At 59.4% G+C, this 21924-nt stretch carries 18 protein-coding genes and 1 pseudogene; 9 read left to right on the top strand and 10 right to left on the bottom strand.

Features of this window, described 5'->3' with window-relative positions:
- The first annotated feature begins 114 nt into the window (after nucleotides 1-114).
- The 4 genes from MTX21_RS33440 to MTX21_RS33425 all read left to right on the top strand — a co-directional run bounded on the left by MTX21_RS33440 (nucleotide 115) and on the right by MTX21_RS33425 (nucleotide 3764).
- Nucleotides 115-1680: a hypothetical protein gene (locus MTX21_RS33440; RefSeq protein ID WP_280968805.1), complete on the top strand. Its 1566-nt coding sequence runs from the start codon at nucleotides 115-117 to the stop codon at nucleotides 1678-1680.
- A gap of 10 nt (nucleotides 1681-1690) precedes the next feature.
- The gene (locus tag MTX21_RS33435) at nucleotides 1691-2371 is read left to right on the top strand and encodes an HAD hydrolase-like protein (protein WP_280968804.1); all 681 of its coding nucleotides are present in this window, start codon (nucleotides 1691-1693) and stop codon (nucleotides 2369-2371) included.
- A 3-nt stretch (nucleotides 2372-2374) separates the two neighbouring features.
- Nucleotides 2375-3277: an NAD(P)-dependent oxidoreductase gene (locus tag MTX21_RS33430; RefSeq protein WP_280968803.1), complete on the top strand. Its 903-nt coding sequence runs from the start codon at nucleotides 2375-2377 to the stop codon at nucleotides 3275-3277.
- A gap of 91 nt (nucleotides 3278-3368) precedes the next feature.
- On the top strand, nucleotides 3369-3764 hold the full coding sequence (locus MTX21_RS33425; protein WP_280968802.1) for a nucleotidyl transferase AbiEii/AbiGii toxin family protein: 396 nt from the start codon (nucleotides 3369-3371) through the stop codon (nucleotides 3762-3764).
- Nucleotides 3765-3988: 224 nt separating this feature from the next.
- Here the strand turns inward: MTX21_RS33425 and MTX21_RS33420 are convergent, their stop codons facing one another.
- The 4 genes from MTX21_RS33420 to MTX21_RS33405 form a co-directional block, all read right to left on the bottom strand.
- Nucleotides 3989-5455: an NAD-dependent succinate-semialdehyde dehydrogenase gene (locus MTX21_RS33420; RefSeq protein ID WP_280968801.1), complete on the bottom strand. Its 1467-nt coding sequence runs from the start codon at nucleotides 5453-5455 to the stop codon at nucleotides 3989-3991.
- Nucleotides 5456-5458: 3 nt separating this feature from the next.
- Nucleotides 5459-6388, bottom strand: a complete 930-nt coding sequence (locus MTX21_RS33415; protein WP_280968800.1) for a dihydrodipicolinate synthase family protein — start codon at nucleotides 6386-6388, stop codon at nucleotides 5459-5461.
- 176 nt (nucleotides 6389-6564) lie between these two features.
- On the bottom strand, nucleotides 6565-7716 hold the full coding sequence (locus tag MTX21_RS33410; RefSeq protein WP_280968799.1) for a hypothetical protein: 1152 nt from the start codon (nucleotides 7714-7716) through the stop codon (nucleotides 6565-6567).
- A 257-nt stretch (nucleotides 7717-7973) separates the two neighbouring features.
- Nucleotides 7974-9167: a CoA transferase gene (locus tag MTX21_RS33405; protein ID WP_280968798.1), complete on the bottom strand. Its 1194-nt coding sequence runs from the start codon at nucleotides 9165-9167 to the stop codon at nucleotides 7974-7976.
- Nucleotides 9168-9431: 264 nt separating this feature from the next.
- On the opposite strand from MTX21_RS33405, the gene MTX21_RS33400 reads away from it, so the two are divergent.
- Complete coding sequence (locus tag MTX21_RS33400; RefSeq protein ID WP_280968797.1) at nucleotides 9432-10514, top strand: LacI family DNA-binding transcriptional regulator; 1083 nt, start codon at nucleotides 9432-9434, stop codon at nucleotides 10512-10514.
- 164 nt (nucleotides 10515-10678) lie between these two features.
- Here MTX21_RS33400 and MTX21_RS33395 read toward each other — a convergent pair whose 3' ends face one another.
- Nucleotides 10679-13315 (bottom strand): CehA/McbA family metallohydrolase, encoded by a 2637-nt coding sequence (locus MTX21_RS33395; RefSeq protein WP_280968796.1) that lies wholly within the window; start codon nucleotides 13313-13315, stop codon nucleotides 10679-10681.
- A gap of 199 nt (nucleotides 13316-13514) precedes the next feature.
- Complete coding sequence (locus MTX21_RS33390; protein ID WP_280968795.1) at nucleotides 13515-14840, bottom strand: MFS transporter; 1326 nt, start codon at nucleotides 14838-14840, stop codon at nucleotides 13515-13517.
- A 710-nt stretch (nucleotides 14841-15550) separates the two neighbouring features.
- On the opposite strand from MTX21_RS33390, the gene MTX21_RS33385 reads away from it, so the two are divergent.
- Complete coding sequence (locus MTX21_RS33385; protein WP_280968794.1) at nucleotides 15551-16333, top strand: enoyl-CoA hydratase-related protein; 783 nt, start codon at nucleotides 15551-15553, stop codon at nucleotides 16331-16333.
- A gap of 58 nt (nucleotides 16334-16391) precedes the next feature.
- On the opposite strand, the pseudogene MTX21_RS33380 reads toward MTX21_RS33385, so the two are convergent.
- The 3 genes and pseudogenes from MTX21_RS33380 to MTX21_RS33370 form a co-directional block, all read right to left on the bottom strand.
- Nucleotides 16392-16682: pseudogene (locus tag MTX21_RS33380) on the bottom strand (transporter substrate-binding protein); the annotation flags it as partial.
- The gene (locus MTX21_RS33375; protein WP_280971195.1) at nucleotides 16573-17103 is read right to left on the bottom strand and encodes a hypothetical protein; all 531 of its coding nucleotides are present in this window, start codon (nucleotides 17101-17103) and stop codon (nucleotides 16573-16575) included. The gene MTX21_RS33375 and the pseudogene MTX21_RS33380, both read right to left, overlap by 110 nt.
- Nucleotides 17104-17697: 594 nt before the next feature.
- Nucleotides 17698-18843: a hypothetical protein gene (locus tag MTX21_RS33370; protein WP_280968793.1), complete on the bottom strand. Its 1146-nt coding sequence runs from the start codon at nucleotides 18841-18843 to the stop codon at nucleotides 17698-17700.
- On the opposite strand from MTX21_RS33370, the gene MTX21_RS33365 reads away from it, so the two are divergent.
- Complete coding sequence (locus MTX21_RS33365; protein ID WP_280968792.1) at nucleotides 18843-19175, top strand: hypothetical protein; 333 nt, start codon at nucleotides 18843-18845, stop codon at nucleotides 19173-19175. The two genes, MTX21_RS33370 and MTX21_RS33365, sit on opposite strands and share 1 nt — an antisense overlap.
- Nucleotides 19176-19523: 348 nt before the next feature.
- Nucleotides 19524-20345, top strand: coding sequence for a 23S rRNA (adenine(2030)-N(6))-methyltransferase RlmJ (gene rlmJ, locus MTX21_RS33360; RefSeq protein WP_280968791.1), 822 nt, complete (start codon nucleotides 19524-19526; stop codon nucleotides 20343-20345).
- A gap of 1 nt (nucleotide 20346) precedes the next feature.
- On the opposite strand, the gene MTX21_RS33355 is transcribed toward rlmJ, so the two are convergent.
- The gene (locus MTX21_RS33355; RefSeq protein ID WP_280968790.1) at nucleotides 20347-20595 is read right to left on the bottom strand and encodes a hypothetical protein; all 249 of its coding nucleotides are present in this window, start codon (nucleotides 20593-20595) and stop codon (nucleotides 20347-20349) included.
- Between MTX21_RS33355 and MTX21_RS33350 the strand changes: the two genes are divergently transcribed.
- Nucleotides 20588-21856: a hypothetical protein gene (locus MTX21_RS33350; RefSeq protein ID WP_280968789.1), complete on the top strand. Its 1269-nt coding sequence runs from the start codon at nucleotides 20588-20590 to the stop codon at nucleotides 21854-21856. The two genes, MTX21_RS33355 and MTX21_RS33350, sit on opposite strands and share 8 nt — an antisense overlap.
- The last annotated feature ends 68 nt before the right edge of the window (nucleotides 21857-21924 follow it).

Genomic DNA, 21924 nt, shown 5'->3' with positions numbered 1-21924 from the left:
TTTCGAAGGAGTGGTACGACGCTTGCTTAACGATGAAGCGAACTTCCGCCTTCATAGGCACATTGGCCATGCGAGGCGCCCCGCCAGATCGGCTCCTTAATAAGTGGGTGACTAATGTCCGGTGTCGCCGGTGCGTTTCGATGCGCTTCAAGCGAACCATCGTCGCGTGTTGTTGATCAGCTGAAGAAAATGATTCCGACACTTGCGCTCCGTGGGCAAGCAGGTGTCGCGGTCTCTGCTTTCATGCAAGAGCGTGGGATCCGATGTGGAAGGGCGTTTCAATCGAACGACAATTCAGTGCGCATTGACTTCATCGAACAGGAGCCGCGCTTTCGGCCTCATGTTGCAATCGCGCAGATCCGTGGCGGATCCTGTGGAACTAGGGATGACGGCGATGTGCAGTCAATTCCTAGCCGCCATTTTGCAATTTCTCTGGATGGCGCCTTGGTGAACGCTCATGAACTCAGGAGCGAATTGCTCGCCGAGGGACCACTGATAGATACCACCACAGACGCCGAGCTCATGCTGAGGTGGATTGAACGATCTTGCGAACGAGACTATTGGCGTCACGGCTTGCCCGCAGACTACGAAGCTATCTTTCGCGAGCTTGATGATCGTATCGATGGTGCCATTACCGCGCTTTTACTAGATAAGAACGGAGATCTTGTTGCATACCGCAATCGAAGCGGTTTGCGACCATTGGAGACTATGCGGACAAATGACGGATTGTTGCTCTTTGCTTCTGAAACTTGTGCCTTCGCTGGCTTGGAAGGTGAGGCCCAGCAGCTCTTGCCTGGGAGCATACAGCACGTGGACGCTAAGACAGGCGGCAGCGTTGATCATGCTCTGAACAGCCGACCATATAACGCCAAACTCTGCGCCTACGAAACTCTCTATTTGGGAAGTCCGGACACGTCGGTCGAGGGCCATTCACATCGCCACACCCGTTACAACATCGGGCTCGCCTTGGGGAGACTCGTTGCGGAGCGAGTTCAAGCAGAGCCACTCTTGATGCCGCCAATCGTGTCCTCCATGCCAAATACTGGGGGGCCGTACGCCGATGGTCTGTTTGACTCTCTCGCCGAACAGGGCCTGCTCGCCGAGCGTAGTGACGTAGTGGCAGCGCAATTTCCTGAGCGAACGCTCCTGGGCAAATCCAGGGCCCGGCAATCTCGCATTGCTCAGAAGTATCGCGTGTCGGAACCTGCCGTCGCTAAACGGACCATAATAGTTGTCGACGAAGCCCTCATCCGAGGCGATACCAGCCAAGCCGTCACAACGATGCTCCTTGCCGCGGGAGCCACGGCCGTACATTGGGCGATTGGTTCGCCGCCTATAGTTGCTCCAAACTACTACGGCATGGGTATTGATACGCTGGATGAGCTCGCATTCTGGCAGACATTGAAGCGGTTGCCGCCCGAACTGCGCGCCCAGTGCCTTCGCTTTCACAGGATGGACGCGCCAGCCCTCAGACTGATTGAAAGCAACATTGCGACGGCGATCCAAGCAGCAACAATAACTTATCTGCCCTTCCGCGCCCTTCTATCCATATTGGCCAACAGGTTAGAGGGCATCGATTTGTCACCCTTCACGTTGGAGATGCCGACCCCCGCTGGACGGCAGCGCGCGGACAGAAACTTGGAAGCTTTGCTGGCCGCTCTTCCTGTCAACCCCGTCTGAGGTCAGGATCATGAAACCCGCTCTCGTATTTGACTGGAACGGAACGCTGCTAGATGACACCTATGCGGTGCTCGAAACGACCAATGTGATGTTGGACCGCTTTGGTCGTCCGAGCATCGATATAAACAGCTTTCGAGAGCATTGTGATGTTCCCCTCTCTCGTCTCTATCATAGCCTTGGAATGTCGCGCGAAGAGATTGAGGCAGTGGAGCGTGACGATGGCGCACTGTTTCACGACTTATACGAGCATCTTGCGGATAAGGCCGATCTACGTGAGGGGGCGCGCAGAGTGCTCGAGATAGCGCGACGAGAATCCGCTCTACTCACCATCCTCAGCAACCACATAGTCGCGCCTCTACAGTCCCAGCTGAAGAGGCTTGGAGTGGATCACTACATCACCGATGTGCTCGCTTTTGAAAGCCGCGCCACGCAATACAAATCGATGAGCAAAGGAGAGCGGCTTCGGCTTTATATGCACAGGCACAACCTGAAGCCCTCATCAACCTTCATCATCGGCGATATGCCCGTCGAGACTGATATTGCACGCAATCTCGGCTTGACAAGCATATCCATTACCGGAGGATTTGTTTCGACCTCGCGCTTGCAAGCCGCGCGTCCAGACTACACGATCAACAACCATCACGAGCTGTTGCCCATCCTACAAAGGCATGGCTTCTTTTCGGAATGCTAAATCATGAGCAAAGGATCATCAGCGAACGCGGCTCCCAAAACGATCAAGCAGAGCATAGGGCTTATCGGAGCGGGACGCATGGGAACGGGTATAGGCATCAGCCTGCTGCGTCAGCAAAGCGAGCTCCACATCAAAGTCAACAAGAACCGGTTCGGTGCTGATCGCCTGATAAGTGCAGGGGCCCGCGAGCATACGTCGATCGCTGAGTTGGCGCAGCATGTAAGTGTGGTGGTGTTGTCCTTACCGTCCAGCCGCGAAGTTGAGACTGTGTGCCTCGACCAGGATGGACTGTTTGTTCACATGCGCCAAGGAGGCTTGATAATTGATTGCACGACCTCGTATCCCGCCTCGACCATTGCATTGGCGAAAACGGCGCGAAGTCGAGGTCTAAGCTTTATTGATGCTCCAGTAACACGAAGCCCCGAGCAAGCAGAGCTCGGCCTTCTCAATGCGATGGTTGGATCGGATCCAACAATCTTTCCCGTCGCTGAACGCATTCTTGCTGCGTTTTGCGAGACGGTTATGCATGTTGGAGATGTCGGACACGGCCACAAGCTCAAGCTTGTTTACAACAGCATGACTATGGGCATAGCTGCGGTCGCCGCTGAGGTCTGCCAATTCGCGGATAGTCTTCAGATAGATCTTGTAACACTACGCTCTTTGGTCAGTCGGGGCTCTACGAACAGTGGAATATTCCAAGCCTTCGCCGCCTTTTTGTTGGGAGAGAAACCAGATGCACTGGCAATCTCGATTGCGAATGCTGCAAAGGATATCGAGTGTGCTGTGCGCCTAGCGCGCGAGAGTGCCGTTCCCGTGCCGGTCCTGGATGCTGCCGCGCAGGAACTCAACCTCTCAGTTGTCGCTGGCAAAGGTGAACTGACCCTACCACATTTGGCCCGATCGTAAACGCTTGGTATGGCTCCAAGCGGGCCATTTTTCCACGAGTCCGTGGTGCCCCCTCGGCTCCCTCGGCATCGAGAACGATGATTAGGACGAGATGGTCCGCATCTTCAAAGAAGTCAGCGGCGTTTCATATAACGATGGGGTGGAGTTCGATCCAAACAGCGTCAAGGTCAATCGCATTCGCGAGGAAACCGAGTTATGGCGCCTGCGTATCACCGCCGACGCATTGGTCGATACCGCCAAGACCTGTATCGTTCTCGCCATCGCCTTCGTTGATGCGGTCGAACCGGGTCTACTGGAAATGGACCTGTCGGTTCTCCACGATCTTCCTGCTCCGCATCTGCGCGCTTATGCGCGTGAGATGGTCATCGCCGAGAAATTCCAGGCGATGGTCATGCTGGGCCGCGCCAATATTCGTGGTGCTCGCGGGCTATCATTGGCGCGGATACTTAAGGGCTTTGGTACACGCAGTGTTATCCGTCCGCGCTGATTTGCCGGACAAAGTATCTCATTTCCGCTCCCGCCTGGATGAACAAGAAGGTGTCAGTCCAGCAAAGAAAAGGACCGCTGCCGGATTTCTCCGACAGCGGCTCAAGTCTGGGGAGAAGGCAGACGTACCGGTCTGCCAGCGGAGAAGAGCGGAGCGCTTGAGGCGATCCGGCGGCACTGTCGAGCAAATCGTTCTGCTCCGGTTTTGCGCCTGCTATTCCGGTTCTAGCTCGCCTGGCTCACAAATTTGGTGTCGAGATAGCCCTCGATTGCCTCAAGGCCACCTTCCGAACCGAAGCCGGACTCCTTCGTTCCTCCGAAGGGCACTTCGGGAAGCCCAAGCCCATGATGATTGATCGACACCATGCCGCATTGAAGATCGGCCCCGATCGCGGCGATCGTTGCGGCCGATCGCGTGTAGGCGTAGGCGGCGAGCCCGAAAGGCAGTCGATTGGCCTCGGCGACGACCTCGTCATAGGTTTTAAACCGCGCAATCGGCGCGACAGGGCCGAACGGCTCTTCATTCATGATGCGCGCTTGAGGTGGAACATCGGTCAGGACCGTCGGCTCGAAGAAGTACCCCGCATTGCCGATACGCTTGCCGCCGGTGCGCAACTGGGCGCCGCAATCGAGAGCGTCCGCGACAAAGCTCTCCATTGCATCGAGCCGCCGCGCATTGGCGAGCGGCCCCATGCGGCTATCTCTTTCAAGACCATTGCCAACCTTGATCGCGCTGGCCTCGGCAACAAACCTCTTGACGAAATCTTCATAGATACTCTCATGCACCAGAAACCGCGTCGGCGAGACGCAGACTTGGCCCGCATTGCGGAACTTGTTCGCCGACAAAATTCTTGCGGCTTTCTCGATGTCGGCATCCGGGAAAACGATGGCAGGCGCGTGCCCGCCGAGCTCCATGGTGGCGCGCTTCATATGGGCGCCGGCAAGGGCTGCGAGATGCTTTCCGACTACTGTCGAGCCGGTGAAGGAGACTTTCCGGACGACAGGATGGCGTATGAGATAATCTGAAACTTCGGATGGCACCCCGAAGACGAGATTGATCACGCCCGCCGGCAAGCCCGCATCCGCGAAACTACGCACCAGCTCCATGCAGCTCGCTGGCGTTTCTTCAGGTCCCTTGACGATGATGGAGCAGCCGGCTGCAAGGCTCGCGGAGATCTTCCGTACGGCCTGGTTGATCGGAAAGTTCCAGGGCGTAAATGCCGCAACCGGCCCGACCGGCTCCTTGGTCACGAGCTGGGCGACATTGCCAAAGCGCGCCGGCACGATCCGCCCATAGGCGCGCCGCCCTTCCTCGGCGAGCCAGTCGATGATATCGGCAGCAAGGAGCGTTTCAGCACTCGACTCGCTCAGCGGCTTACCCTGTTCGAGCGTCATGATCGATCCGATGCCGGCTGCGCGCGAGCGTATGAGCTCGGCGGCCTTGCGCATCGTCCTGTATCGGTCAAAGGCTGAAACCTTTCGCCAAATCTCAAAGCCCTCCTTAGCGGCCATGATCGCACGATCGAGATCGCCGCGGGAGGCATAAGGCGTTTCACCAATGGGCTGTCCGGTCGCCGGGTTGAGGATCTCTTCCGAACGCTCTGCCTCCCCTTCCATCCATTCCCCGGCAATGAACATCTTGATCTGGGGGTACACAGGTTGTGCCTGCACCGCTTGTTCCGGATTGTTCATGCCTCAATGTCCCCAACGAAGAGCCAGCGGGTTGAGCTCACGCGCAAGCTCGATCAATCCAGCTCTCGTCGCCGGATGGAGCCCATCGAGCGGATGCCGCACGGCTTCGCATTTGATCACGCCACCTTCAGCCATCACGCTCTTGGCAGCGCGCAGGCCGCACTGGCGGTTCTCGAAATTGATGAGCGGCAGCACCTTTGCATAGGCAAGAGCGGCTTCCTGCCTGCGTCCCGCTTTGTGGTGATCGAGCACGGGGCGGAGCAGATCGGGCAACAGCGCGCTTGACATTGTTCCGATCGCACCGGCATCGAGGTCTGCCATCATGGTGATGGCTTCCTCCCCGTCAAAAGGACCAATGATGACCTCACCGCCGAGCTCGATCAGACTGCGCAGCTTGGCAGCCGCAAACGGCACCTCGATCTTGAAATATCTGGCGAGCGGCACCTCGCAAGCGAGCCGGACGAGAAACGGGACCGTCAATGTGACGCCGGAGAGCGGCGCGTCCTGGACCATGATTGGAATCCCGGCTGCGTCTGCGACCCGGCCGAAATGCCCGATCATGGCGCCTTCATCCGCCTTCAGGCTTGCACCATGATAAGGCGGCATCAGCATGAGGAGGCTTGCGCCACGTTCGGCCGCATAGCGGGCGCGCTGCACCGCAATCTGGGTGCTGAAATGGCTGCAGGTCACCATGACTGGCTTGCGGCCCGCGACATGCGAAAGACAGAGCTCGACCAGAATATCGCGTTCCTGATCAGACAGCAGGAATTTCTCGGAGTAGTTGGCCAGAATGCAGATTCCGTCCACGCCTTGATCAATCATGCAATCGAGAACGCGCCGCTGCCCTTCGAGATCGAGATCTCCAGAGTCCGTAAACGGCGTCGGAGCGACCGGGAACAAGCCGCGATAGATGGGAGTTTTCGCATTTCTCATGTAAGGGATTCCAGACAGGAGGCATTCAGTTGCTGTCGAACTCGATCATGCCATCGCAAACATCTAAGGAGTGGAGCCGATGCCGTCGAAGTTTTTGGACAGATTGACTGGCGTGGCGTCACAAACAAGATTGGTTTGAGGCTTTGCTCGCGTTGGAAGCCTTTCGCGCCTCCTCATTAGATCCGGCCAGGCGGCACCAGATCCGTCAGGATGGCAAGGCATTCAAACAGGAAGTAGCTTCCGAAGATCAGCTCGACGTTCTGGGCCGCATCGATATCGCGCACGATCGCCTTTCGGGTGAAGCAGCCGCCGGTGAGCATTCCAGGCGGGCGCGGGTCATCGGGAGCAGTCGGTGTCAGGTATTTCGAGCTCAGCTGAGTAACTGTGCGCTCCGCAAATGATCGATATTTGGCGCCGCGCTCAGGACCAAGTGCGGATGCGAGGCGCAGCGCCGCGGCAGCAGCGATAGCGGTGGCCGCAGTATCCCTGCTGGTGTTGGGGATCGCCGGATCGTCGAAATCCCAGAAGGCAATGAGATCCGCAGGGACATGGTCGATCCACCAGTCAAGAAGGCGTACGGCGTAGTCGCGCCATAGCGGTTCGTCCGGGCGGACCATGGCAGCGTGAGCGGTGTAGAGCATCGCCCATCCCTGCGCCCGGCCCCAGGTGCTGATATCGCTATATCCCTTGTGCGTGTGCGTTCTGAGCACCTTGCCGGTGTGTGGATCAAGGGTGGAAGACTGGATAACTGAATTGTCCTGCCGCACATGGATCTCGAGGACACGCCGCATATGTGCATTGGCGACCTCCTCCATCCGAGCATCGGAAAGCTGGTCCGCGGCCCAATAGAGCAGACCTGTCGCCTGCAGCGAATCGATGCTGCTCTCGGAGGCTCCGACTGCGCTCGCCTCTTCGGCATCCCTGCCCAACGGTATCAGTCCGAGGTGTGGATCGAACATATCACGAAGCGAGCTTGCTGCTGTCAGAGCCACCGCGCGCGCGTTTTCTTCCTTGAACAGGATGCTGCCGAGGGCGCCAGCATGATAGAAGCCGAAGCCCTTGAAGGCCGTAAGCCGCTCGGCACGCGGCAACATTCGGCTTAGCGCAGCACGCGCGTCTTCGAGTGGGAACTGCCTGGGATCAGCAAGATGCGCGAGCCAAAGCTCACCGACAAATGCCCCGCCGGTCCAATCACCATCGGGCGTAAACGTCCATTTTCCGTCGGCGGCACTCGCCCAGTGTGGCAAGCCCGAGCGTGCAGTGTCCCTGGTCTCGGCAATGCGCTTCAGCATACGCTCGCGCGCGGGCAGATATTGGCTTTCCGACATGGCTTCTGGTCCAACATAAAACTCGCCGCGCGGCTTTCGCCTGGCGGCAACTCAAAGCTCTCTACTAACACATCCTGGACTGGCGTGAACGGTTAGTGTTCACCAGACTTCCAAGCGTGCTTGGTTGCATCGCTGCCGAGGAGCACGCCTCGTCACCAGCACCGCGGGGAAAGCCGCGCGCACGTTTATGCCGATCACCATGCCCTCCTGACCTGAGCGTGCTACCTTCGAGAAGTCTCTTTGTTCGTTTAGTGATGCTAGCCCCCAGTGCCGATGGCGCCCGTATCGTAAAGATCCTTCAATTTTTTGGCGTCATAGCCCAGCTCCTTGAGAATCTCTTCCGTTTGCGCACCGAGCTTTTGCGGCGGCAAACGCACGTCCGGCTGCTCGCCGTCGTAGCGGACGGGATGGCTGACAAGGGTGATGGGAGTTCCGGTCGCGCCGGTCACGACCTGAAAATTCCTGTTGTGCGCGATCTGCGGATCCGCAACGACGTCGGCATAATCGTTCACCGCGGCGTGCCAAATTCCGCGCGCTTCGAACAAGACGATGCATTCGGTGGTTGTGCGTTTGGCGACACTGGCCGCAATCATGGCTGAGGCCTCGTCCCGCCGGCGATACGCCTCCTCGTCAGGAATTCGCTGGTCGGCCGGAAGGCCAAGCGCGTCTGAGAGCGCCTCCAGCGATCCCAAAGAGATCGCAATGTGTCCATCGCGTGTCGCATAGATGCCGTAAGGCGCGCCATAGTACCAGCCGGCCACCGGTCCCGGCTGACGGACGTCCTCAGGCCTTTGGCCGTTCAGGTAGCAGGTAAAGGATTCCATCTGCAGGTCGAGCGCAGCCGACAGTAGGCTAACATCGACGCGGCAGCCCTGCCCCGTGCGCGCTTTCCTCACCAGGGCAGCTAGGATCCCCGCCGCAAACAAGGCAGCGCCGTGATGATCGATGGCGGAAACGCCGACAGCCCGCGGCCCTTGCTCGCGACTTCCGGTGATCATCGCAAGTCCTGATAGCGCCTGGATCAAGAGATCCTGGCCTGGGCGATCGACGTAGGGCCCGTCAGGACCGTAGCCGGAGGCAGCGGCATAGACGATCTGCGGATTGATCTTCTTTGCATCCTCGTAGCCGAGACCAAGCTTGTCGAGCACACCCGGGCGGAAGTTCTCTGCGATCACATCCGATTTCGCGATCAGTTGTCTGGCGATGGCCACGGCTTCGGGCTTTTTCAGATCGAGCGTGAGGCTTCGCTTGTTGCGGTTTCCCGTGAGAAGCAACATCGACTGGCCATCAACCCGCTTGTCCGCCCCGCCCCATTTCCGCTGAAAGGCCCCTCCGGGCGGTTCCACGGCGATCACGTCCGCACCGAGGTCGGCGAGAAACTGCACGCCGACCGGACCCATCAGAAAGTGATTGAGGCTGAGGACACGAATGCCCTTCAAGAGATCGACCATGCATCCTTGCTTTCGGTTTTACCTGAAATCGAGCTGCTTGGCTCTCGATTTCTGAAATCGATTTCAGAATTAGGCCGTGCAAGAACCGGAGTCAAGCGAATCAACCACCTTTCGAATGAGATTCACTTCGTCCCGCTCCATCTGCGCATGAGAGGGCCAGAAAATAGCGCCGATGGCTCGTATACAGGACTTGAGAAGGTGGCGGTCGTGATGGTTTAACTCTTTGAGCGGAGACCCTCTCCTTCTCCTGGTTGACCAACGCAAATGGACAAGAAACCTGTAATCGCGCCAAAAGGCCGCCAGCAGCCACGCGTGAAGATCGAGGACGTTGCCCGGAAGGCGAATGTGTCGCCGGCGACGGTGTCGCGGGTTCTCAATCACCCCGATATCGTACGGCCAGAGCTTCGCGACAGAGTCATGCGGCATATCAATGACCTGGCCTACACGCGCGATAGCGCAGCCAGAGCATTGAAATCGGGACGCATGCGGACCGTCGGCGTCATCGTTCCGACGCTGGCGCTCGGCATCTTTGCAGAAGGGGTCGAAGCACTCCAGAACCGCCTCAGCGAAAGCGGCTACACGCTGTTCATTGCGAATTCGCAATATGACCAGCGGCGTGAACTTCAGGAACTGCAAAGTCTCATTGAACGCGGCATCGATGGAATCGTGCTGGTCGGAGCTTCCCACGGACGGGAGCTGAGGAGCCTGATCGAACAGGCAGGCGTACCCGTCATCACCACCTATGTTGCCAAGGCCGGCGGCGGCATCCCCGCGATCGGCATCGACAACGAAAGCGCCACCCGCGAGATGACGGAGTATCTGCTAAGGCTTGGACACGTCCGTTTCGGCGCGATTGCCAACGTTGTTGCCGCGTCCAATGACAGATCCCGCGCCAGGCTCGAGGGAATTCAGCGCGCGCTCTCGGACGCCGGCCTCCCGCTCAAGCCAACCCAGATCGTCAAGGCCGATTATTCGCTTGCCCAAGGCCGTAGTGCCCTTCGTCAACTCCTCACCGATCACCCGGACACGACAGCAGTCATCTGCACCACCGACACGCTTGCCATCGGTGCAATGGCAGAGGCTCGCAAGATGGGTCTGGCCGTACCGGCCACGCTTTCCATCACAGGATTTGACGATGTGGAGCTGGCGGCGCAAATGGACCCGCCGCTCACAACAGTCAGTGTTCCGGCTGCGGAAATCGGCCGGGGAGCCGCCGATTATCTCATCAATGCCATTGCCGGAATTCCTGTTCCGAGAAGTGTCGTGTTGCCGTACCGGCTCGTCATGCGCTCATCGAGCGCCCCGCCGCGGTCTCCCGCCCGTCGCGGGCGCAGTCGAGATCATTGATCGGGTCACGGTCCTGATAACTATTTCAGAACCGTAGCCTGGCCTTTGCGTCCCAGGATCCAGTGATGCAAGCAGCTCGCCCCATTTCACTAATCGCCCGTAAGTAGAGGTGGCTGCGCTTGCGAGGCGCTGCCTGCGCGATCATCAATGGCACAAAAGATTTCTCAGTGCTCGCGTTCAACGTGAACGGAGTGAACGGGCGCATGGTGGTGGCTGGCGCCCAGTTCGTGCAATCTATGATGCAGGCGATGATGCGCAAGTTCCAGGGCAGCTCGCAACCGCGCGTGTCGCGCTTCGTCGGACTTGGGAGCGAGCGTGTCCATATAGGCGATCGATCCCTCGATTTGTGCAAGGACCGACACTGCATCCGCGGTGGCAAAGATGGGCATTCCGCCTACTTTGACATATACCGCACTGGTGTGCGCCGCAATGTCGGCCTCGCGTCCGGCGACACTGCCCCGAACGCGCAGCGCGATCCAAGATGACTCGCTGATGGGCAGGGAGAGCTGCCCCTTGCACGACAAGCCCCCGCATCGAACCTCCTCGAGGACCGTGCCGTTACAGATGAGCTCCACCCGGGCCGGCGAAACGCTGACCGATTCGATCCGCCACTCGATCGTGAGGGTGCCGCCTGAACGGGGAAGCGCCACCGTGCCTCCAGGGCGACGTCCTTCAACGGTCATCTCAACCAGAGGCCCGACCGTGATGAACGTGTCCCCGCTGCGTACGGCATCCATCCAGTCGCGATAGGTGAAGTCGCGTTCGCCCAGCCGCACATAGGTCCGCGAGCCCCCGAGGAGTGCGGCCGCGTCCATCTTGTCGGAGCCGGCTACCAGCGGCAGATGGTACCCTATGTTGAGGTAGCGATACCAATCGGCGAGACCAAATGCGCTGATCTGCGCGGTCCGCGGGTTGAACGACATCATTTCGATGGCGTCGACAAGGCCGAGCACAATGTCGGCCGCCCGCTCCGCCTGCGGGTTCGGCGCGTGCGGCATTACGACCAGCCCCCCTTGCTGACGGCAGCGCTCCGCCCAGTCGGCCATGGTCGCTTCCAGAACATGGCCGATCGCAGCTTCGTTGGACCCGCCGCAAGAGAGCGGATTGATCATCTCACCTTCGTAGCCGAGCAGCGATATGTGCCCCAGAACCTGCATCCGGTTCTCCGTGCCGACCCGAACCAGGAATTCTCCGTCCCCGCCGAAATCCTTTGCCCCGATAGTCGTGCGTCCGTCGAAGTCGGCGACGTTGGTGAAAAGCTCGCCCCACTGTGCGGCGAGCAAGTTGACGACGTTGACACCCTCCGCCTTGCCCTCAAGCAGCGCTGTCTGCGGGCTCAGGAAATGGACGTGCGTATCAGAGCTAACCCATCCCTGTTCGCGCCAGCGCAGCACACGATCGAGCTCAAAAGTGAGATTGTCCGTCGTTGCAGTGATTTCGACGATGGTGCGCAGCGGGCGCACCTCAAAACCCCTGCAGATCTCTACGAACACGGGCCCGAGCGGCAGGTCCGCCTCGCAACTGCCGTCCACGTAGGCGTACTGGTTCAGCCCATTGGCAAATTCGCCCGAGAAGTCCTCGAACCTGCCGGTATTGACCTTGCGGTGATGTCCCTTGGGTGGCAGATACTCTCCGTGCGCACCATGGACATGCAGCCGCGCGGCAACACGCACGCCACTGCCCTTCTCCACAATGCGGATCTTGACGGGCCTTGTGGCCGGTTCGACTGCCGCCACATTGAGCGAGGCGCCGCCTGCGTTACCGCCGCCTTCCAACGATCGAAGCTCGAACATGTGCAAGCGGCCATCATCGGCGCGCAAATAGAGCCTTGCGTCCGGATGCGCGGAGTACTCGACGATAACTTCGTTCGCGGAGCGCACGGGCTGCACATCAACTTTGGCGCCCAGCCAATCCGCTCTGGAGTACTCGAGCACAGCGCGGGCCGAGATGACCGTGCCGAGATCCATGCCGATCTGCTCGCCTCGATCGTCGACATCGAGCTCGCCAAGCTTGTTGAGATGGCCCCCGGGCGGGAGCCTCACCTTCAGCTTGCGACGGCCCTGGAGGCGCAGTGGGTGCTGGGTGAGCGCTGTCGTGGTCACCGCGAAGACAAGCGAGATTTCCTGTTCCGCGCGCAAGCTTAGCGCCGAAAGCTCCTTGTCTGGATAAGGATTCGGGAGCGCGTAAAGCCACAGGTTCTCACCTTGTCGATCCATGCGTCCCGATTGGGTGCGGGCCTCGCCCTGGAAGAAGCTCGCCCCGGGCGCTCTGCCGAGTACAAAATCCTCGCCGGTGCTTGCATGCACGATGGGCGCGCGTAGCGGCAGGGCGGCGAACGCACTCGCACTCCAGGAGATGTGGTTCTGCTGGATCGCGAAGCGGCGCAGCACCGGCACGTCGGTCTCGCTGCCGTCGGCGTAGCGGAGCCCGTATGTCGCGACCCGCTCGCCGAGTGGATTACCTTCAACAGGCAGCGTAGCCGGGCCGATCTCTCCGAAACCCGCGGGGCTTGTACTGGGGCGGTCTGCCGCCACTTGCACGAATAACACATAGCTCGCCATTGCCCGCGGCAACGCAATTACGGCAGGAGGGGCACCGGGGCGCAGCTCCAGCACATCCGGCCCTGTTTCGCTGCCGAAGAGAAAGGGCATGCCGCGATGGGTCTGGAGCCCGCGAAGCGAATCGATCCAGCCGGCGTCACCCGGGCGGTCGGCGAAACCTTCACCGGCATTTGCGCGCCTGGCGTTGAAATATCGCTTCAAGTCCACAGGCGTGAAGTGCGGCGATGAAGGTGTTTTCATGCTTCGGACTCCAGTTTCAGCAACTTAAGTGCCTCGCAAGCAGTCTTTGTCTTGTGAACGGCTGCTCGCGCCAGGACGCTTGCGCCACTCCCATGCTCATGCCCAGCATGAAGAGCTACGCGCGAGCCCGTATGTTTTGCACCTGACGTGGACGCTTTGCGTCTGTCGCGGACGTGCGAAGCGCAGGGGCAGAGCGTGTTCATTCACCGATGTAGAGGCGGCCGCGCTTCTTGGCGATCTGGTAGACCAGCACGCTCAGCAGCGCGATCAACGATCCGTAGACGGGAAACATCCAACCGATGTGCTCGCGTTGCAACCAGACCAGCAGATAGGGTGACGTCCCGCCAAACAGAGAGACGCCGAGCGCATAGCCGAGAGCCACTCCGGTGGTCCGCACGGCGCGCGGCATCAGCGTGGTGGCGATGAAGTTATAGAGGGCCATGTTGAAGCCCACGATCGCGCCGCCGAACACCGTGACAAGGAAGAATGTGACGATGCCTTTTTCCGAATAGAGCAGTGTCAGGAAGAAGCATGGGATGAGCGACAGGCGCAGCAGCGTGAACGCGCGCGAGGGTCGCACCTTGTCCGCGAAAGCGCCGACAAGAGGCGCCGTTGACATCCAGATCAGGACCATCAGCGTCATGATCCCGTACACATACGTGCTGTTCTCCTTGAAGACCGTGTTGGCCATGTTGGGCAGACCGGTGTTCCAGGCATAGTTGGCGATCTGCACCGACCCGATCACCAGGATGACGGCGAGCAGCGAAAGGCGGACGCTCCACAGCGTTTTCCACACGCCGCCAGTCGTTTGCTGAATGCGCGAAGACTCGTCTTGCCGATGCATGGCTCGATTGATCAAGGTTTCCGGCACCGTCGTGCGCAGATAGATGATCAAAAGGCCGAGCACGCCACCGACCGCAAAGGGTATACGCCAGGCCCACTCGCGCATGGCTTCAGGTGCGACCGAGGCGCTTACCAGGAAGGCAACCAGGCTGGATCCAAGGTTTCCCAACTGGATGAATGTGCCACCAATCAGACCGAGGTAGTGTCCCTCCTTTCCAGGTGGCGCCAATTCAATTGCAATGGCGTTGGCGACACCAGCCTCAGCGCCTGTGGCAAGCCCCTGAATCAGCCGCATGATCAGCAGCGCTACGGCCGCCGCGACGCCGAGGTCCTTGTAGGTGGGCAACAAGGATATGAAAAGCGAGCAAACCGCCATGGCCGTAACCGAGATCAACATCACGCGCTTGTGGCTGATGCGATCTGCGATCGGGCCCAGCAAAGCCGCGCCCAGCGGCCGAGCGCAAAAACCCGCCCCGTACACGGCCAGCCCTGCCAACAGCGAGGTGGTGGGATCATCGGAAGGGAAGAAGTGCGGCGAGAGAAACGCTGCCATTACGCCGTAGACATTCCAGTCGTACCACTCCAGCGCCACCCCTCCTCCAAGGCCGGCGGTCATCCGCTTGTTGACGGTTTGCTTGTCAAGCTGGATGGGTACAGCGCTGGGCTGAGCAATGATGTTCATGGGTCCTCGGGCTCCATTGATGACGTTAATGATGTTGCGGGTCGCGCGAGAACGAGCAGCCGCTCGTCGGCTCAACTGCGCCCGCCGCAGCGGGGTCTACGAGAGCGGCGGCCTTGAGCAGGCCGGACCCGCGGAAGCCAGGCGCAAAAGGTGCCCGGGATGCCGGCGGAAAGCGCGCCTCGCTTCACGTATTTGCGGGCCTCGCCTCAGGAGGGGCCATTGCACGACCCTAATGGCGCAGGACGCCTCCATCGTTGCCTCCGACTTGCGCGGCGGCTCGCATAAAGCGCGCGCGAGATTCCGTGCCATTCCCATGGCTAGCCTTCCTCCTGTTGCTCTAAGCGCGCTTCTGAAGAAGCCGATGTTCTTGTTGGACGGCGCGGCGTCAAAAGACGTCGCAGCGTCAATGAGATCGCTCAGATGCGGCCCACTCTTGCCGGCCGCATGCTTCCGGTTTCCCGCAGTATCGGGCAGCTCTGCCATCGATTTCTGAAATCGATTTCAGAACTAATAAGAATTGGTAACTGGGAGTCAAGCTGTTTTTCAAGGATGGAGCTGACATCACGGGTCACCGCGGACAGCGTTGAGCCATGGGCGCCAGCGCCGCTGTGGCTGGTTCAGTCAAAAACCGGCTTCAACATCGCTCGTTGCTACGAAATCGATTTCAGTCTAAGGGGCTGGTTCTCGTATTCCTTCAGGAGAACCGCTCCATGACCAAGACGTCCGATCTCATCCTGTCGACATCTGTCGCGCCCCACGTGCGCCTTTTGACGCTGAACAGGAAATCGAAACGAAACGCCTTGAGCAACGACATGATCTTGGATCTAGGCGCCACCTTGCGCGATGCCGCAATCGACGAAGATGTCCGCTGTGTCGTGCTGTGTGGCAGCGATGCGTTCTTCTCTGCCGGAGCCGACATCAAGGAAATGCGAGAGCGCGGCTTTGAGGCAATCGACAATTCCGCACGACGTTCTGCCTGGAGGGATGTCGCCAGTTTCCCCAAGCCTCTCATTGCCGCAGTCGAGGGCATTTGCTTCGGCGGCGGCCACGAATTGGCACTGCTCGCTGATATCGTGATAGCAGGCGAAGGGGCGGTATTTGGGCAGCCTGAGATTAACATCGGGATATTGCCGGGCGACGGCGCAACGCAAAGGCTGACACGCGTGGCTGGCAAATCGCTGGCCATGATGATGATCCTGAGCGGCCAATCCATCACGGCGCGGATTGCGATGCAGGCCGGCCTTGTGGCGGAAGTTGTCGAAAGCGGCAGGGCGCAGATTCGTGCGCTCGAAGTAGCCGATCTGATTGCGCAAAAGCCTCCCCGTTCGGCTGAACTTGCCAAAGCGGCCGTTCTCGCCGCGTTTCAGACCACGCTGGACGCCGGGCTCGAGTTTGAGCGCCAAGCGATCCGATTTGCCTTCAGCACAGCTGACCAGCAGGAAGGCATGAGCGCCTTCTTTGAGAAGAGGCCGCCGAACTATCGCGGGAACTAGCTAGCGCGATCTGCTCGCATGCGCCGCCAGCGAAGCTGGCCCGCGTAACATGGGGCATTCAACACTCCTTCGGCTCGACCAGGCCGGCGCTACGGGCGACGATCTCGTATTGGCCGGCCTTTGCCACACCAACGTACATGTTCATCCTGCAGTGGCGCTTGCCCGGCACCATCTCCGCCGGCCCGCCAGGCCCTTGCGCAAGCTTTGCGTGGTCGAGCGCGGCGGCGATGGCCTCGCGGTCAATTGTACCGGCTTCCTTTACTGCGGCTTCCCACAGCTTCACTCCTCGATAAGTGCCGGTCGCGGCGCTGCCTGCCGAGAACCGGAACTTGCCAGGAAACTGCTTTTCCGGACCAAGGAGCGTCGTCAGGCAGCGGGTGAAATTTTCCTTCGAGGCCCTCCAGCTTGACGTCCTCGGCGGCGACAACCCGGTCGTCGTCCGTTTCCGACAGATGGACCTCGGTCCCAGAGAATCGGGAGATCCGAGCAGCCAATCTGCGCTGACCTTTGGCGGGCGAACGCCTCACCATAATCATCCCTGTCAGATCGACACCCGCGCTGGTTAGGTGTGCCAGGGGTGCGTCGATGCCGTAGTGCATGCCGACGCCGACGAAGATCCCCAGGGCCACGTTGGAGTTCGACGGTTGTAAAGGGCCGCCGCCGGATCGGCTGGTATTGCGCAAAGACGTCGTCCATAGCGTCGTCGTTACGCGCCCGGAAAAGACGCGGTTGGTCTGCAACCGACAGCTTTCGGGCGACCCCTTCGACATTGGGACCGCCGCCGCGCAGCCTCAGATGGAAAAGTTGACCGCCCTCCCAATGGACGAACCAAAACCCGGCCAGGCCACCCCGCCCAGGTGCAGGCCCACGAGCTATTCAAATCGAGTCGCGTCGTTTGAAACTGGAGCAGCAAGTCCTTGGTCGGGGCGCTCCAACGCCCATCGCGATCACGCGCGAATTGGGCTATCGTCTCCTCGGATGCTTCGCGAAGGTCCGGGATCGAGATCGTGAAGATGGTATTTTGTTCGTTGCCTGCAAAATCTTCGGTCGTCGTTTCGCTACCATCTGCCATCGAAACTCGCCCAGCTATCAGAACCGCCCTAGTTTGCCTCTCCGCCAATGCCATGGCAGCCATCTGAGTCGCAATGGATCGCTTGAAGGCGCGATTATTATCTCCAAATGCGGTTCCGGAAGACTGCGTCAAGCTACATGATCACGGCGGGAGCTTATCCCGCCGCAGCCGTGCGCAGAGCAATCCCGTCATGGTTCGGCTTGCGTCTGGGGTACTACCGCCTGCCTCGAAGTTGCATGACCAAGGTCTTCCGCTGTGGCCTCGATTCGGAGCGGCGCCAAGTTCTCAACAATTACTTGGCTTCGTCCACGCCCTTCGTCTTGGCCCCGCTCCGTTCAATTATGGAATCCATTTCACGGCGCAGAACCTGGACTTCTACCCGGGTGTCATCGAGCTGCTCGCGCAAGCGTCGTACTTCATCAGCGGAAATCCTAGCGCTGTTGGCGTCGACGGTGTTACGAATGTCCTTCACATCGTCTTGCGCTTTTTTCGCGTCGGTACCGGCCTGCATCGCGGCGGTAGAGACGGTCGTCGCGAGAGTGTAGGCAGCTATGGCATTCGCCTTGACGGATTCGAAAAAGGAGAACAAGCCCACGACTAGACCAGCGACAGCCAGCAACCCGCCTCCTACGAAGATTGTGTTCGATCGCTCAGCTCTCCTCGCCGCGTCCACCGCCTCCTTTGCCTGAGAACGAGCCTCCGCGACTACGCCGGGGATCGAGCTTCTGATCGGCCGGTTCTTGCTCGCGCGGTCAAAGTAGTACTCTGGAGGCTGGAAGTTCTTGGTCGGATCGGTCTTCTCGAACTCCTCGGGAACGAAGTCCTTGACGAAACCACGCTGCGCCTCGTGCGAGGTTTTCGTGAATTCCATCCATATCAGTCCCTCGTCGCCTCGGATGGTGTACTCATCCGACGTTAGGTTGTGAAGCGGGATAAGCAGTTTTCCGTGAAAGCCAGGATCGACCAGCGGGCCCGTCCCGAGCAGAAGACCTCTATGCACATGCGTTATGCGCAGGTTGAAACGTACTGCGATGTACTGAGGGAGGCGGAATGTAGTGTCGATCTGAACGAAACTAATGGAATTTGGCGGCAGCGTGATGGTGCCGTCCTTCGCCACAAGCGTGGATATCTTGTTTCCGCTTTCATCCCAATAGATGAAGCGTCCGCCTGGCTTGACCTCGTACGAGGCAGACTTGAGGTGGCCTTCGGAGAACGGGTGTATCATCCCGGTCTGGCGGACATAGGCCTTGACGTGCTCGGACGACAAAAGCGCCGGCGGGATATCTGGAAATGGATCGATGTCCACGTCCTTCTTCCGGTAACGAGCCGCGCGAATTTCGGCTACAGCTTCCGTATCAGCAAACTCGACCTCCGCAATGAAAGTCAGCGTGTCGGTCTGGTCCGGCGCAGGAGGCGGGTTATGGCTAGGAGGCGGCATTGAAGGTCCTCATGCAGGAAGCAACACTATTTCTGGCGATGTCGATCGGCGTCATCGGCGCTACGGTGGTGTCATACGTCGGCGCCACCCTTCTGCGCAACGTGCGGGATGACGTCGAAGCCATGTTGCGGATTTTGCCAACGCGAGCGGCCGAAGAAAAGGCCGAGGCACGTGAAGAAAGCAGATCGAGAGCGAGGACCGAGCTTATTCATTTGCTCTTGGTCCGGAGCGCCCCCGGAGCGATACTCGCGCTTTTTGGCTTCTTCCTTCTCTGCTCGCTTTCATCCCGGGTGCTCGACATCGCGTCGGCCGTTCTGCGGGCGTCTCCCTGATCTGAATGGGGGCTCCACGTAGCTGACGGCATTCGCGCCACGATGAGAGGCTCGCCCGCGGAGCTTACGCGCATCGTCCCTGGCTCGGCTATCTCGCCCGATGACGCCGATGAGACAAGCGGCGTCCGGCCGGAAGCTGGTCCCTTCTGTCCCCTCCATCGGTTTCGACTCCGGCCCGGGCTGCATTGTCCGACCTCTGGTGATGGTCGCTCAAGTTGCCATCAGCGTCGCGCAAGAGAGTCTTGCCGGGCGGAGCGGTTTCTGGCGAGGTAAGGGCGAGGCCGAGGGTCGAATTGATGGCGCGGTCGACCCGAGTCCCGGGTATCCAAAGGCAGAGTTAGCAACGTCATGAACTATCGTCACGACTTTCATGCAGGCAATCATTCAGAGGTCTTCAAACATGCCTTGCTCTGCGCGCTGATCGATCACCTTCAGTTGAAGCCGAAGCCGATCTGTGTCGTCGACACCCACGCGGGGTCTGGTCTCTATGACCTAGAATCACCCGAAGCTATGCGAACGGGCGAGGCTGATCGTGGAATCCGACTGGTTTATCCAAAACGGACGCGAGCCCTGCAACGATATCTCGGCGTCATCGAGCACTTCAATCCAGACGGGCTAAAGGTTTATCCGGGTTCGCCGGCAATCATACGTCATCTGCTTCGGAGCGAAGATCGCTTGGTCGCCTGCGAGTTGGAAGCCAGAGCAGCCGCGCGGCTCAAGGAAGCCATGGAAGGCGACGGCCGCGTCGGGGTCCACCAGCGAGAAGGATTCGCTGCGGTGCACACGTTCGTTCCACCCAAGGAAAGGCGCGGGCTGGTCTTCCTGGATCCTCCGTTCGAGAAACCGGATGAACTCTCGCTTGCAGCCGCGGCGCTCAATGCGGCCTTCCGTAAATGGCCGACTGGTACTTACGCCCTCTGGTACCCGATCACAGGACGCAGTCAGATCGCCAAGTTCAAGAAACTTCTCATCGAGGCGGTCCCGACGTTTTGCGTCGAATTCCTCGCATATGCGAAGAGTCGGGAAGGACTGATCGGAAGCGGCTTAGTGATCTGCAATCCACCTTGGCAATTCGAGAAGAACGTTCACGCAATCTGCAAGGCTCTCGTGCCGGTCTTCGAGGAATGCGGATCCGGATACTCCACCGAATGGTGGGTCAGGCCGCGCTAGGCTAGTTCATCCGGCTCTTGACGCCCTCATCCGAACTTATCGCATGAATGGCCGCCATCACGTTGCGCCAGCGTATCGCGGAGGGCACGTCCCGTCGATCCACGCAACTTTCCGCGCGCCGATCGAGCTCCGCCAGAGCTTCATCCGCGCCAAAACGCTCGATCAACCTGGCGGCTCTCCGCCACGTCCTCGGGGGCAGTTGATGATAGACGCCTTGGTCGGGCGGAGCATTTTCCTCGATCGTGTCCATCGCGATGGTGGTCCGACCGATTATGGTGGTCAATATTCTCCTGATAACCATCTCCGTAGTATACCGGTCCCGCGATTCCGATCAAACGGGAGGTTTAGTGGCAGATTTGGCTAAAAAGCGGGCTGACGAGCTTGCCGAAATCACGAAGTATCCCGTCTTGGAGGTGGATCCCATCCAGGGCTCGCCTGGCATCCTTCTGAGTGACCAGATCACTTATTTCGCCCAAAACCACCACATGATCGAGCCGTTCAAGAAAGAGCTGCTCAAGCCCGCCGGCTACGAGCTCACGGTGGGCGAGGAATACTTCATGTCGGGCCGGTACCTGCCGCTGGAGAGCCACATCACGATCCAGCCGTTCGAGGTAGCGGTCATCAAGACCGGAGAAAGGGTGCGGCTACCGCGCTTCATGATCGCGCGGTGGAACATCCGAGTGAAACATGCCTATGCCGGGCTGCTGTGGGTCGGAGGACCACAGGTCGATCCGGGCTACGCCGGGTACCTCTTCTGCCCCATCTACAATCTCTCGGACAAGCCCGTCACCTTGTACAAGGGTCAAGAGCTGGCGCTCATGGACTTTTCCCGGACGACGCATTTCGACCCGGGCAAGCCAAAGGACGAACTCGTCCGATATCCTCAGCCGCCCAAACGCGTGATCCTTGAGGAATTCGAGATCATCGACTTCCAAAGCGCCTTGTTCACGCGCGCCGGTAGAAAGATCGAGGAATTCGAGGAGTCTGTGAAGACGTTGGAGGGGCGGTTCATTCAATTCACTCAAATATCCTTTGCGGTGTTCGCCATGGCACTAACTCTTTTGGCGATCTACTCGAAAGCCGGAGCGAACGCACTCGACGAGTATGCGACACTGTTGGGCCCTATAACGCTGGGCCTCGCCGTCGCGGCGTTTCTGATGGCTTATTTCGCGCATCTTCAATTTCGCCTGGCCCGGCTACATCTCGATCGCTATCCTACGGTCCTCGCACAGACGGCTCGCGAGGTTCGACGCTTCTTGAGGAACTATTGGTATGGCAGTCTAGCCTTCTGCCTCGGCTTCGCTCTGCTTGCGGCAGTCGCCGTGCAGTGGATAGTGCCGCCCTCCTTCAAGACCCTGGACGAGCGTGTCGCGAAGGTGACCGGAGTGGGAAAAGATGTATCAGATGCGATTTCGATCGCCAAATCGCTGGAGCAGCGGGTCACGGCTTTGGAGAAGGAGAACGACGTCTTGAAGAAGCAACTCGGGACCGTTCCTGCGGGCAGACCGTAGTCCGGTCGATTTGCTAGAGACACACCCGTGCAAAATCGATACGTCGGAGACGTTGGAGACTTCGCGAA

The sequence above is a fragment of the Bradyrhizobium sp. ISRA430 genome (genome assembly GCF_029909975.1).
Classification (GTDB): domain Bacteria; phylum Pseudomonadota; class Alphaproteobacteria; order Rhizobiales; family Xanthobacteraceae; genus Bradyrhizobium.
Note: the sequence above shows the minus strand (reverse complement) of the source record. Positions and strands in the feature narration are given on the sequence as shown.

Bases quoted from the DNA above. Each gene is read 5' to 3' on its own strand.
- MTX21_RS33390 (WP_280968795.1), bottom strand. From the start codon at position 14,840: ATGAACATCATTGCTCAGCCCAGCGCTGTACCCATCCAGCTTGACAAG.
- MTX21_RS33440 (WP_280968805.1), top strand. From the start codon at position 115: ATGTCCGGTGTCGCCGGTGCGTTTCGATGCGCTTCAAGCGAACCATCG.
- MTX21_RS33355 (WP_280968790.1), bottom strand. From the start codon at position 20,595: ATGGACACGATCGAGGAAAATGCTCCGCCCGACCAAGGCGTCTATCAT.
- MTX21_RS33405 (WP_280968798.1), bottom strand. From the start codon at position 9,167: ATGGTCGATCTCTTGAAGGGCATTCGTGTCCTCAGCCTCAATCACTTT.
- MTX21_RS33430 (WP_280968803.1), top strand. From the start codon at position 2,375: ATGAGCAAAGGATCATCAGCGAACGCGGCTCCCAAAACGATCAAGCAG.
- MTX21_RS33425 (WP_280968802.1), top strand. From the start codon at position 3,369: ATGGTCCGCATCTTCAAAGAAGTCAGCGGCGTTTCATATAACGATGGG.
- MTX21_RS33410 (WP_280968799.1), bottom strand. From the start codon at position 7,716: ATGTCGGAAAGCCAATATCTGCCCGCGCGCGAGCGTATGCTGAAGCGC.
- MTX21_RS33400 (WP_280968797.1), top strand. From the start codon at position 9,432: ATGGACAAGAAACCTGTAATCGCGCCAAAAGGCCGCCAGCAGCCACGC.
- MTX21_RS33395 (WP_280968796.1), bottom strand. From the start codon at position 13,315: ATGAAAACACCTTCATCGCCGCACTTCACGCCTGTGGACTTGAAGCGA.
- MTX21_RS33370 (WP_280968793.1), bottom strand. From the start codon at position 18,843: ATGCCGCCTCCTAGCCATAACCCGCCTCCTGCGCCGGACCAGACCGAC.
- MTX21_RS33415 (WP_280968800.1), bottom strand. From the start codon at position 6,388: ATGAGAAATGCGAAAACTCCCATCTATCGCGGCTTGTTCCCGGTCGCT.
- rlmJ (WP_280968791.1), top strand. From the start codon at position 19,524: ATGAACTATCGTCACGACTTTCATGCAGGCAATCATTCAGAGGTCTTC.
- MTX21_RS33385 (WP_280968794.1), top strand. From the start codon at position 15,551: ATGACCAAGACGTCCGATCTCATCCTGTCGACATCTGTCGCGCCCCAC.
- MTX21_RS33375 (WP_280971195.1), bottom strand. From the start codon at position 17,103: ATGTCGAAGGGGTCGCCCGAAAGCTGTCGGTTGCAGACCAACCGCGTC.
- MTX21_RS33435 (WP_280968804.1), top strand. From the start codon at position 1,691: ATGAAACCCGCTCTCGTATTTGACTGGAACGGAACGCTGCTAGATGAC.
- MTX21_RS33420 (WP_280968801.1), bottom strand. From the start codon at position 5,455: ATGAACAATCCGGAACAAGCGGTGCAGGCACAACCTGTGTACCCCCAG.